The following is an 11,440-nucleotide window of genomic DNA, read 5'->3' as shown; positions in this document are numbered from 1 at the left end:
GACTTCGACAGCGGCACCGCCTTGGTCTCGACCGTCGACGCCGTGGCCTTCCACTGGTCGTCGAGCGCGACGATCTCCTCGTTGAGGCGTGCCTCGAGGTCGGTGTAGGCGCGGGCGGCGGCGTCGGCCTTGGCGGCGGTCGACCCGAGCTTGGCCGAGGCGGTGGCCTCCTTGCGCGCCTGCGACGTGATCGACGACCGGCTGCGGCGTCCGCCGAGCAGACTGCCCAGCGCGGAGGTGACCGTAGCGGCCATGCCGAAGTTGGCGTCGTACTCGGCTCGGGCACCCTGCGCGGCGATCTGGGCGTCGGTGACCTTGAGGCGCGCGGAGTCGAGCTTGGTGGCGTACTTCGTCCGCAGCGCAGTCATGGCCTTGTCGGCCTGCTCGCCCGCGAGGGCCTCGCAGCGCACGATGAACTCCCCGCGCGTCTCGCCCGCCCGCGAGTAGGCCTTGAGCGCCTTGTTGACGTAGATCTCCTCGGTGCGCGTGCGCACGAGGGTGTCGACGAGCGCCTTCTGCAGGGCGGTCCAGTACGGCTTCTTCACCACCTCGCCGGGCAGCAGTGCGTAGACCGAGCCGACGGGCGGGCTCGCCACGAGGTCGCGGTCGTCGTAGTCGACGGCGGTGAACACCGCGGACGCCGGCACCTGCGGCAGCGTCGTGAGGACCGCCTCGTACTCCTCGTCGTGGACGTAGTTGGCGGGTACGTCGTCGTAGCGCAGCATCACGCGCGCGACGGCACCGGCCCGCAGGTGCTGGCCGCCGGGCACGCAGCCCACCGACGCGAGCCACGGCGCTGCCGGGTCGACGAACGCGACCGGCACGCCCGCGGGGACCGACGGCATCACGGGCGTCTCGTCATCGCCCGCGACCGCGGGCGTGGACGTGCCGACCACCGGCGGCGCGGCCGGAGCGGGCACCGCGGTCGACGCCGCCGCCGCCGGCGCGGTCGCGGCCGCGGGCTCCACAGCGGGTGCGACGGCGGGAGCCGTGGCGGATGCGAGCGCTGCCGCCCCGACCACGGGTGCGGCCACCGCCGCCTCGGGAGCAGCCGTCGGCGTCATCGCGCGGCCGATCTGGTCGCGCGTCAGCGGGCCGCGCAGATAGCTCATCGCCCAGCGCGTGGTCATCACCTCGGGCACGTCCTTGCCCGCGCGCTTGAGCAGGAACTGGCGCTTGCCGAGGTTGCTGATCGTGTCGCTGACCGCTCCGATGTCGACGCCGCCGGCGGCGCTCGAGAGACCGTCGACGAGCCGGTTCTTGTCCTGCTCGGTCTGCAGCCGGCCGATGAGCCAGGTGCCGGCGTTCGACAGCGCCTTGTAGTCGACGTCGACCGGGTTCTGGGTGGAGAGCACCACGCCGAGGCCGAACGCTCGGGCCTGCTTGAGCAGCAGCATGATCGGCTTCTTCGTGGGCGGGTTCGCCGTCGGCGGGAGGTAGCCGGCGACCTCGTCCATGTAGAGCAGCGCCCGCAGGTCGCTGGTGCCGCTCTGGCGGCGCATCCACGTGACGAGCTTGGAGAGCACCAGCGAGGTGACCGCCTGGCGCTGCTCGTCGTCGAGGTGAGCGGTCGTCACGATCGCGCAGCGCGGGCGGCCGTCCGGCGTACGCAGCATCGACTCGATGTCGATCGGGTCGCCAGTGAGCCACGTGGCGAACGACGGGGATGCCAACAGCCCGTTGATCTTCATGGCGAACGCCATGCGGTCGGCCGGCGGGAAGAACGCGTCGAGCTCGAGGAAGCCGAGCTTGCGCATCGGGGGCTGCTGCACCTGCGCGAGCAGCAGGCCGAGATCGAGGTTCTGCCCCTGGCTCCACGCGTTCTGGATGATGTTCGCCAGCAGGATGTGCTCGCGCGAGGAGAGCGGGTCGCCCGAGACGCCGATCATGCCGAGCAGGCTGGTGACGTAGCCGTCGATCTCGTCGCTCATCACCTCGGGGTCGGTGCCCGCCGGCGGGGCGTTGAGCGAGCCGACGATGTTGAGCGGCGTACCGGCCGACGAGCCCGGCGTGTAGATGGTGAAGTCGACCTTCTCGCGCAGCGCGGCCAGCCGCTCGGGTGCGATGCCCCAGCCGCCGAGGCCGTCGCGCCACGACGTCGCCTGCTGCTCGGCGAACGCGTCGAGGTCGAGGCCCGCCTTCCGTGCGTCGCTGTCGTTGACCCACGGGCGGAAGTCGGAGCCGAGCAGCTCGGGGAAGATCAGGCACAGGTTCGTGAGGTCGCCCTTGGGGTCGATCAGGATCGTGGGCACCCCGGCCGACAGGCACTCCTCGATGAGGACGACGCCGAGACCCGTCTTGCCCGAGCCCGTCATGCCGACGATGACGCCGTGCGTGGTCAGGTCGGACGTCGGGACGCTCGAGGTGTCGGCGGTGCGCTCGCCCGTCGTCGGGTCGATGCGTCCGCCGAGGAGGAGATCAGCCATGTGCGGCAGCGTAGGACCCGCACGTGACCGGGGCGTGCCGAACCCCGGGCGCCGCCCCCGCAAGGCCCCGCACTGGATGCCGGGAGGCCTGCACAGAGGCCGTACAGGCATCCGGAGCGGGTCGGTCAGGGACGGGCGGCGATCAGCGCGTCACCGAAGGCCACGACCGTGTCGGTGAAGCCGTCGAGCGCCTCGTCGGTGGTGCGGCTGTTGACGAAGCAGGGCCGGATCGCGAGGACGCCGCGGACGCGGGTGGTGCTCGGCACGTATGGCGTCGAGATGTGCAGGCGGTGCACGAGCTCGGCGTTCAGCGCGTCGAGCTCGTCGTCGTCGACGCCGTGCCCTGGCGCGTACCGGAAGCACACGATCGACAGGGTGGGCTCGGTGAGCAGCTCGAGCCGCGGGTGCGCGCGGACCTCGTCGGCCACGCGGCGGGCGAAGTCGTCGTCCTGCCGGATGCGCGCGGCCACGCCCTCGCGGCCGAGCTCGCGCAGAACGGCCCAGACCGCCACACCGCGCGCCGGCGCGGTCAGCTCGACCCCGAGGTCGGCGTACGGAACGCCCATCGCGTCGAGCGAGGTCTGGGCGTCGGCGTCGCTGCTCTCCTGGGGGGCGAGGTAGTCGGCGGGCTCCTGGGTGAATGCCCGGCGCAGCAGCTCGCGGTCGCGCACGAAGGTGGCGCCGGTGCCGACCGGTACGCCGAGCCACTTGTGCGGGTCGACGATCGCGGAGTCGGCCAGCTCGAGGCCGTCGTACAAAGGGCGCACGCGCTCGTCGAGGCTGCCCGGCAGCCCGTAGGCGCCGTCGACGTGGAACCAGGCGCCGTGCCGGTGCGCGATCTCGCCGACCGCGCGGAGCGGGTCGATCGCGCCGGTATTGGTGGTGCCGGCCGTGCCGATGACAGCCACGGGGACGACGCCGTCGGCGACGTCGCGCGCGATCAGCTCCTCGAGCGCGTCGGGGCGCATGCGGAGGTCGGCGTCCACCGGCACCATCCGCACCTGCGCGCGGCCGATGCCGAGCACCCCGGCGCTGCGCTGGATCGTGTGGTGCACCTCTGCCGAGGCGTAGAGCGCGAGCGGGGTGCCGTCGACGCCGTCGCGCGCGACGTCGCGGCCGCGCTGCTCGAACGCCCACTGCCGGGCCGCGCCGAGGGCGACGAGGTTGGCGGTCGAGCCGCCGCTGGAGTAGACGCCGCGCATGTGCGCGCCGAGGCCGCAGAGCTCGGCCAGCCAGCGCAGCGAGAGGTCCTCGACCAGGTTGGACGCCGTGATCGAGTAGCGGTGCGGCGCGGCGATCAGCGCGGCCGCGGCCGCCGCGGCCGGCACCGTCGACGGGCCGGTGACGATCCAGCCCCAGAAGCCGGGGTCGGACACCCGCGTGCCGTTCGGGACGACGACGTCGAGCAGCTCGGCCATCGTGGCGTCGGATCCCACGCCGTGCTCGGGCAGCGGCTGCTCGAGCGCGCTCGTCCAGCCCGCCCGCCTCGTGACGGGGTCGGGCCTGTCCTCGGTGAGGAACAGGTCGAGCGCGGCGCCCACCCGGGCGTACGTCGCGCCGAGGTCACCGGTGAGGGGTGTCGCAGGCATGCCGCACATCATGGCCCCGCCCGCCTCACCGTTTGCGATGAAGGCGACCTTCATCCAATAGAGCCGAACAATTCCGGCCTTCACACACACCGCATCGATCCGGGGTGCCGTCACCCGCGCATCACGGCGGCCGGCGGCCGGCGCCCGGATAGGTGGCGACCCGATCCTCGGGCAGGATCGACCCATGGCAGCCGCGACGAGCTCGACGTCCCGCTGGCCCACGCTGTCCACCCTCGGCCCGGTGATCGGGCTGGTCGTGCTCGTGGCCACGTGGGGCCGCGACCTGCCGGTGCTCGCGGCAGTCGGAGCCGCGCTCGCCCTCGGCGGCGCCGTCCTTGCCGCCGTCCATCACGCCGAGGTGATCGCGCACAAGGTCGGCGAGCCGTTCGGCTCGCTCACGCTCGCGGTGGCCGTGACGATCATCGAGGTCGGCCTGATCGTCACGCTGATGTCGGCCGGCGGCACGGGCGCCTCGAGCCTCGCGCGCGACACCGTCTTCGCCGCGGTGATGATCACGTGCAACGGCATCCTCGGCATCTCGCTGCTCGCGGCGTCGAGCAAGCACGGCATGGCGCTGTTCAACGCCGAGGGCAGCGGCGCAGCCCTTGCCACGGTCGCGACGCTGACCACGCTCACGCTCGTGCTCCCGTCGTTCACCACGAGCGTCCCGGGGCCGGAGTACAACACCGTGCAGCTGGTGTTCGCGGCGCTCGCGTCCGCGGCGCTGTACGGCGTCTTCGTCATCACCCAGACGGTGAGGCACCGCGACTTCTTCCTCCCCGTCGAGGTGCCGATCGACGCCGACGACCCCGACATCCACGCCGATCCGCCCACCGGGCGCGCCGCGCTGTCGAGCCTCGGCCTGCTGCTGCTCTCGCTCGTCGTCGTCGTGGGGCTGGCGAAGGTGGAGTCGCCGTTCATCGAGGACGCCGTAGCCGGTGCCGGACTGCCGCAGGCGGTCGTCGGCGTGGTCATCGCGCTGCTCGTGCTGCTGCCGGAGTCGCTCGCGGCCGTCCGCGCCGCGCGCCGCAACCGCACCCAGGTCGCGATCAACCTCGCGTTCGGCTCGGCCATGGCGAGCATCGGTCTCACCATCCCCGTGATCGCCATCGCGTCGATCTGGCTCGACGGCCCGCTCCTGCTCGGGCTCGGCGCCACGCAGCTCGTGCTGTTCGGCCTGACGGTCGTGGTCGGGGCGCTCACCGTCGTACCGGGTCGCGCCACGCGCCTGCAGGGCGCGGTGCACCTCGCGATCATGGCCGCGTTCCTCGTGCTCGCCGCCAGCCCCTGACCGGCGTACGACGAACCGCCAGGACCACGCCGGCGTCGGCGTTCACGGCTCTAGGCTGCGGACGTGAGCAGCGACGAGCCGGCAACGCGCACGCACCACGACCGCGTCGACGTCGACACGCGGTTCCTGCTCGCCAACGAGCGCACGGTGCTGGCCTGGGCACGCACCGGGCTCTCGCTCGTCGCCGTCGGCCTCGCCGTCCTGCAGTTCGGCACCGAGCTGCGCACCCGTGTGCCGCTGGGCCTCGCGCTGCTCATCGCGGGGTCGATCGCGTCGCTGGCCGGCTGGCGTCGCTATGAGGCAGCCGACCGAGCGATCCGCGCCGGCGAGCTGCCGCCGCGCGGGAGGGCGCCGCAGGCGCTGTCGCTCGGGGTCGCGCTGATCGGCGCCTTCATGCTCGTGCTCTGGCTGCTGCTCGGCTCCTGACCCGCGCACGTTTGCCATGAAGGGGCCCTTCGTTGCTAAGAGCGCAACAAATCCGGCCTTCATCGACGCGGCGAGCGGCGTACGACGTCCACGCGCATCGCGGTGGCGGTGGGATCCGTCGAGCCGGCCAGGTGCGGCGCTCGGGCCCGCGGCGATGGAGCGGCCTTCGGCCGGGGGGATCGGGCGGGGCAGGGGCGCCGGGTGGGCGGTGCTCCTCCCAAATCAGAGGGGCCACCGGCATAACGACAGGAGCGCTCCCCTGAAGGGGAGCGCTCCTGTCGTTATGGCGGTGGCGGTGGGATTTGAACCCACGGAGGCTTGCACCTCACACGCTTTCGAGGCGTGCTCCTTCGGCCGCTCGGACACGCCACCGCCGAGGAGAGTACAAGGTCCGGGCGGTCAGTCAGAAATCGGCCGGGACCGGGGCGCACGGGGAGGGTGACCGGCGCCACGGGCCCCGCGGGGCGCCGGACCGGTCTAGCGTGCGAGGCGATCAGCCGGGCAACCAGGAGGAACCGTGAGCAGCGCGCCCCTCGGAGCAGTCGTCACAGGCGCCGCCGGCGGCATCGGGCGGGCGATCGCCCGGCGCCTCGCCGCGGAGGGCCTGCGGGTCGTCGTGAACGACCTCGACGCCGCGGGAGCGGAGGCGGTCGCGGCCGAGATCGGCGGCCTCGCCGTGCCCGGTGACTGCGCGAGCGAGGGAGGGATCGCGCATCTGGTGGCCGAGGCGACGACGTACCTCGGCCGGATCGACGTGTACGTCGCCAACGCAGGGGTCGGCGTGATGCACGGGCTCGAGACGACCGACGCCGAGTGGGCGCGGGTCATCGACATCAACCTGATGGCGCACGTACGGGCCGCTCGGGCGCTCGTGCCCGGATGGCTGGCGGACGGCGGCGGCGGGCGGTTCGTGGTGACGGCGTCCGCGGCGGGCCTGCTCACGATGGTGGGCGACGCGTCGTACAGCGTGACCAAGCACGGGGCCGTGGCGTTCGCGGAGTGGCTGTCGGCGACGTACCGCGACCGGGGCGTGGTGGTGCAGGCGCTGTGCCCGCAGGGGGTGCGGACGGCGATGATCGCGGACGTCGGCGCCGTGGCGCCGCTGCTGGACAACGAGGGCACGCTCGAGCCGGAGCAGGTGGCCGAGGTGGTGTGGCAGGCGTTCGGCGACGACAGGTTCCTCGTGCTGCCGCACCCCGAGGTGGCGCAGTTCTACGCCGCCCGCGCGGGCGATCCCGACCGGTGGCTGGCGCAGATGAACGGCCTGCAGGTGAAGCTCGGCGTCCCGCGCCTCGGCGGCTGACGGGCGCTGCACCGGCCACACGCCGAGCATGATGGGAAGGGTTGTTCGGCTCTATTGGATGAAGTCCCCTACCGGGCGAGGGCTTCGCCCATTCTCGCCCGGCGGGGGCCCATGCCTTCATCGCGAACGAGCGAGCCGGCAGATGTACCCGTGAAGGGTCAGATTGTTGCGCTCTGAGCAACGAAGGCCCCCTTCATCGCAAACCCCGCAGGGATAGCGTCGGGGGGTGAGCGGGCTTCCGGGGCTGGACCTCGATGCGGTGACAGGGTGGCTCGACTCGACCGCGCCCGGGCTGCGGCGGGGGCCGCTGCAGGCCGAGGTGATCGTGGGCGGCCTGTCCAACCTCACCTACCGGGTCACGGACGGCACGAGCACGTGGGCGCTGCGCCGTCCTCCGCTCGGGCACGTGCTCTCCACCGCGCACGACATGACCCGCGAGTTCCGCGTGATCAGCGCGCTGCACGGCACCGCCGTCCCCGTGGCCGCACCGGTCGTGCTCTGCGAGGACGTCGACGTCAACGGCGCGCCGTTCTACCTCATGTCGTACGTCGACGGCGTCGTCCTCGACAACCCCGACGTCCTCGGCCGGCTCACCGCCGACGACGCGCGCCGCTCGTGCGAGCTGCTGGTCGACACGCTCCTCGCGCTGCACGCGGTCGACCCGGCCGAGGTCGGGCTCGAGCAGTTCGGCAAGCCGCACGGGTTCCTCGAGCGCCAGGTGAAGCGCTGGCGCACGCAGTGGGAGGCGAGCGAGACCGAGCCGCGCGCGGGCCTCGAGGCGCTCGTCGCCGGGCTCACCGCGCGCACGCCCGAGCAGCAGGCGCCCGGGATCGTGCACGGCGACTACCGGCTCACCAACGTGCTCTACAGCCACGACGTCACACGCATCGCGGCCGTCGTCGACTGGGAGATGGCCACGCTCGGCGACCCGCTCACCGACGTCGGCCTCCTCGTCGTCTACCAGACCCTCGGCGAGCAGGGGATGTTCGGCGCAGCGCCGATGACGGAGGGCGCCGGCTTCCTCTCGCCGACGTCGATGGTGGAGCGGTACGCCGCCGGCTCGACCCGCGACCTCACCGCGCTCCCCTGGTACGTCGCGTTCGGGTGGTTCAAGCTCGCGGTCATCGCCGAGGGGATCCACGCCCGCTACCTGCAGGGCAAGACCGTCGGCGACGGCTTCGGCAGTGTCGGCGTCTACGTGCCGCGCCTGCTCGACGCGTCGCGGCACTGGCTCGACCGGCTCTGACCCCACGTACGACGTACTCGCACGAACCGATGAAGGGGACGACGATGGACTTCCGGCACAGCGACCGATCGCTCGCGCTGCAGGAGCAGGTGCGCACGTTCCTCGACGAGCACGTCTACCCCGCCGAGCACACCTTCGAAGGGCAGGCAGCGGCGTACCGCGCTGCGGGTACGCCGTTCCGCACGCCGGAGGTGCTGGCCGGCCTCAAGGTCGAAGCGCGCAGCCAGGGGCTCTGGAACCTCTTCCTCCCCGACGCCGAGCACGGCGCGGGCCTGTCGGTGCTGGAGTACGCGCCGATCGCCGAGCTGTCGGGCCGCTCGGCGCACATCGCGCCCGAGGCCATGAACTGCAACGCGCCCGACACCGGCAACATGGAGCTGCTGCACATGTTCGCCACGCCGGAGCAGCGCGAGCAGTGGCTCGACCCCCTGCTGGCCGGCGAGATCCGCTCGTGCTTCTCGATGACCGAGCCCGACGTCGCGTCGTCCGACGCCACCAACATCGCCGCCACGATCATCGAGGACGGCGACCACTACGTGGTGCACGGCCGCAAGTGGTGGTCGACCGGCGCGATGCGCCCCGAGTGCAGGATCGCGATCGTCATGGGCGTGAGCGACCCCGACAACGCGCGGCACGCGCGCCAGTCGATGATCCTCGTGCCGCTCGATGCCCCGGGCGTGACCATCGAGCGATCGACAACCGTCTTCGGGTACGACGACGGCTCGCACGGCGGCCACGGCGTCATCGACTTCGACCACGTGCGCGTGCCGAAGGAGAACCTCCTCGGGCCTCGCGGCGGCGGCTTCATGATGGCCCAGGCCCGCCTCGGCCCCGGCCGTATCCACCACTGCATGCGCTCCCTCGGCATGGCCGAGCGGGCGCTCGAGCTCATGTGCGAGCGCGCGGTGGCGCGTACGGCGTTCGGCCGTCCGCTGTCCGACCAGGGCGTGGTGCGCGAGTGGATCGCGGAGTCGCGCATCCGCCTCGAGCAGGCGCGGCTGCTCACGATGAAGACGGCGTGGCTCATCGACACGGTCGGCGTACGGGGCGCGGCCACGGAGATCGCGGCCATCAAGGTCGTGGCGCCGCGCGAGGCGCTGTGGGTGCTCGACAAGGCGATCCAGGTGCACGGCGCAGCCGGAGTCTCCGGCGACTTCCCGCTCGCCGAGATGTGGGCGGGCCTGCGCACCCTGCGCCTGGCCGATGGCCCCGACGAGGTGCACCTGCGCAGCATCGCCCGCGAGCAGCTCAAGCCCTACCTCCCCCCGCGCAGCTAGGGGCTCCGAGTTACTGCCCAAACGGTCGTTGAAGCAGGCCGTTCAGCGACCATTTGGGCAGTCACTCGCGTCCGTCAGTCGGCGGCGGTACGGCGGGCGGCGAAGAAGTCGGCGAGGACGGCGGAGCACTCGTCGGCGAGCACTCCGGCCACGACCTCGGGCCGGTGGTTGAGACGGCCGTCGCGCAGCACGTCCCAGAGCGAGCCGGCTGCGCCGTACTCGGTGTTCCACGCGCCGAACACCACGCGGTCCACCCGCGAGAGCCACGCGGCCCCTGCACACATCGGGCACGGCTCGAGCGTGACGGCGAGGACGCAGCCGTCGAGCCTCCACGTGCCGAGGGATGACGCCGCCGCACGCAGCGCGACCACCTCGGCATGCGCGGTGGGGTCGTGGGTGGCCTCCCGCTCGTTGGCGCCGACGCCGAGCACATCGCCGTCGGGGCCGATCACGACCGCGCCGATCGGCACCTCGCCCGCCGCACCGGCGCGGCGCGCCTGCTCGAGGGCACGGCGTACGGCGTCGACGTCGGTCGGGCGTGGCTGCACGTCCCGATCATCGCGCACTGGCCCGATCCGGATGCCCCACGGTCACCCGGAGGGGATCCTCAGGCATCCAGAGCGGCAGCGCCGGGTCAGTCGGGCAGCTGCTCGAGGGCGGCGTCGAACTGCTCGCCGAAGCCGATGCGCGCGGCGATGCTCGCCAGCACCTCGTCGGGCCACATGTCCGGGTCGTCGAGCAGGAGCTCGATCTCCTCCGGGCCGATCCCGAGGTCGTCCACGATGCGGAGGTCGCCCGCGGGCTCGGAGTCCTCGAACTCGACCTCCTCGGGGATCCCGAGCCGATCGAGGGCGTCGACGCCCAGCGGCCAGTCCTCGGCCGCGAACACGTCGGAGATCAGGAGGCGCACGTCCTCGCCGCGGACGCGCAGGATGATGAAGAGCTCCTCCGCGATCGACACGAAGCCGATCGTGCCCGTCTCGCCGGGCTGGGCGCGGAGCGCGTCGATCATCAGGTCGAGGCTCTCGCTGGCGCGCGGCGGCAGGGTCACGAGCTGCCACAGGTTGTCCTCGCGCCAGGCGGCGACGGCGAAGTCGACTGCTGTGTCGTCCACGTCGTACCTCCTTCAGGGCGTGCGGGTCTACCGGGCGCCCCCAGAGTGACAGACGCCGCGCGCTCGCGGTGCACCTTTGCCGCCTGGCGGTGGCGACCGAGCGTGACCTTGGACTCAGGTGCCACATGCCGGACGCCGACCCCTTACCCTTCGGGCCATGCCCGAGAGCCTGCGCATCCACGTCGCCGACCACCCGCTCGTCGCCCACAAGCTGACGACCCTCCGCGACGGCCGCACCGACTCGCCCACCTTCCGCCGGCTCGCCGACGAGCTCGTCACGCTGCTCGCGTACGAGGCCACGCGCAGCATCCGCGTGGAGCGCGTCGCCGTCAGCACGCCGGTCGCCCCCGCGATGGGCGTGAAGCTGGCCGACCCGCGTCCGCTCGTCGTGCCGATCCTGCGCGCCGGCCTCGGCATGCTCGACGGCATGGTGCGGCTGCTGCCGACCGCCGAGGTCGGGTTCCTCGGCATGATCCGCGACGAGGAGTCGCTCACCGTCTCGACCTACGCCGACCGCGTGCCGCACGACCTCTCGGGGCGCCAGGTCTTCGTCCTCGACCCGATGCTCGCCACCGGCGGCACGCTGGTCGACGCGATCAACCTGCTCCTCGGCCGCGGCGCCACCGACGTCACGGCGATCTGCCTGCTCGCGGCCCCCGAGGGCCTCGACCGGCTGCGCGAGGCCTTCGACGGCCGCGGGGTCGACGTCACCGTGGTGACCGCCGGTCTCGACGAGCGCCTCAACGACAAGGGCTACATCGTCCCCGG

The 11,440-nt window shown here is 72.6% G+C and carries 10 protein-coding genes and 1 tRNA gene; 6 read left to right on the top strand and 5 right to left on the bottom strand.

What is annotated here, in order from left to right:
• Together ACFQGU_RS17665 and ACFQGU_RS17660 are read right to left on the bottom strand one after the other, a co-directional pair.
• On the bottom strand, positions 1-2,426 hold a 2,426-nt coding region (locus ACFQGU_RS17665; RefSeq protein ID WP_386769014.1), incomplete at its 3' end, for an ATP-binding protein.
• Between the two features lie 125 nt (positions 2,427-2,551).
• A complete protein-coding gene (locus ACFQGU_RS17660; protein WP_386769013.1) occupies positions 2,552-4,015 on the bottom strand; it encodes a pyridoxal phosphate-dependent decarboxylase family protein in 1,464 nt (487 codons plus the stop codon).
• 184 nt (positions 4,016-4,199) lie between these two features.
• Between ACFQGU_RS17660 and ACFQGU_RS17655 the strand changes: the two genes are divergently transcribed.
• Together ACFQGU_RS17655 and ACFQGU_RS17650 are read left to right on the top strand one after the other, a co-directional pair.
• The gene (locus ACFQGU_RS17655; protein WP_386769012.1) at positions 4,200-5,306 is read left to right on the top strand and encodes a calcium:proton antiporter; all 1,107 of its coding nucleotides are present in this window, start codon (positions 4,200-4,202) and stop codon (positions 5,304-5,306) included.
• A 63-nt stretch (positions 5,307-5,369) separates the two neighbouring features.
• A complete protein-coding gene (locus ACFQGU_RS17650; RefSeq protein WP_386769011.1) occupies positions 5,370-5,732 on the top strand; it encodes a YidH family protein in 363 nt (120 codons plus the stop codon).
• Positions 5,733-6,016: 284 nt separating this feature from the next.
• Here the strand turns inward: ACFQGU_RS17650 and ACFQGU_RS17645 are convergent.
• Positions 6,017-6,104: transfer RNA gene (locus ACFQGU_RS17645), tRNA-Ser, on the bottom strand.
• Positions 6,105-6,249: 145 nt separating this feature from the next.
• On the opposite strand from ACFQGU_RS17645, the gene ACFQGU_RS17640 reads away from it, so the two are divergent.
• From ACFQGU_RS17640 to ACFQGU_RS17630, 3 genes are all read left to right on the top strand, one after another.
• Entirely contained in the window at positions 6,250-7,035 is a 786-nt protein-coding gene (locus tag ACFQGU_RS17640) for an SDR family oxidoreductase (protein WP_386769010.1), read from the top strand.
• A gap of 226 nt (positions 7,036-7,261) precedes the next feature.
• A complete protein-coding gene (locus ACFQGU_RS17635; RefSeq protein ID WP_386769009.1) occupies positions 7,262-8,281 on the top strand; it encodes a phosphotransferase family protein in 1,020 nt (339 codons plus the stop codon).
• 44 nt (positions 8,282-8,325) lie between these two features.
• Positions 8,326-9,558: an acyl-CoA dehydrogenase family protein gene (locus tag ACFQGU_RS17630; RefSeq protein ID WP_386769008.1), complete on the top strand. Its 1,233-nt coding sequence runs from the start codon at positions 8,326-8,328 to the stop codon at positions 9,556-9,558.
• 74 nt (positions 9,559-9,632) lie between these two features.
• Here ACFQGU_RS17630 and tadA read toward each other — a convergent pair whose 3' ends face one another.
• Together tadA and ACFQGU_RS17620 are read right to left on the bottom strand one after the other, a co-directional pair.
• Positions 9,633-10,106, bottom strand: a complete 474-nt coding sequence (gene tadA, locus ACFQGU_RS17625; RefSeq protein WP_386769007.1) for a tRNA adenosine(34) deaminase TadA — start codon at positions 10,104-10,106, stop codon at positions 9,633-9,635.
• An 86-nt stretch (positions 10,107-10,192) separates the two neighbouring features.
• Entirely contained in the window at positions 10,193-10,672 is a 480-nt protein-coding gene (locus tag ACFQGU_RS17620; RefSeq protein WP_386769006.1) for a tRNA adenosine deaminase-associated protein, read from the bottom strand.
• Between the two features lie 169 nt (positions 10,673-10,841).
• Here ACFQGU_RS17620 and upp point away from each other — a divergent pair.
• On the top strand, positions 10,842-11,440 hold a 599-nt coding region (upp, locus tag ACFQGU_RS17615; protein ID WP_386769015.1), incomplete at its 3' end, for a uracil phosphoribosyltransferase.

Source organism: Longivirga aurantiaca, from assembly GCF_042660085.1.
Lineage (GTDB): Bacteria > Actinomycetota > Actinomycetes > S36-B12 > CAIYMF01 > Longivirga > Longivirga aurantiaca.
Note: the sequence above shows the minus strand (reverse complement) of the source record. Positions and strands in the feature narration are given on the sequence as shown.

What these genes read in the sequence shown, in the direction of transcription:
- ACFQGU_RS17655 (WP_386769012.1), top strand. Translation starts at nt 4,200, where the DNA reads ATGGCAGCCGCGACGAGCTCGACGTCCCGCTGGCCCACGCTGTCCACC.
- ACFQGU_RS17630 (WP_386769008.1), top strand. Translation starts at nt 8,326, where the DNA reads ATGGACTTCCGGCACAGCGACCGATCGCTCGCGCTGCAGGAGCAGGTG.
- ACFQGU_RS17660 (WP_386769013.1), bottom strand. Translation starts at nt 4,015, where the DNA reads ATGCCTGCGACACCCCTCACCGGTGACCTCGGCGCGACGTACGCCCGG.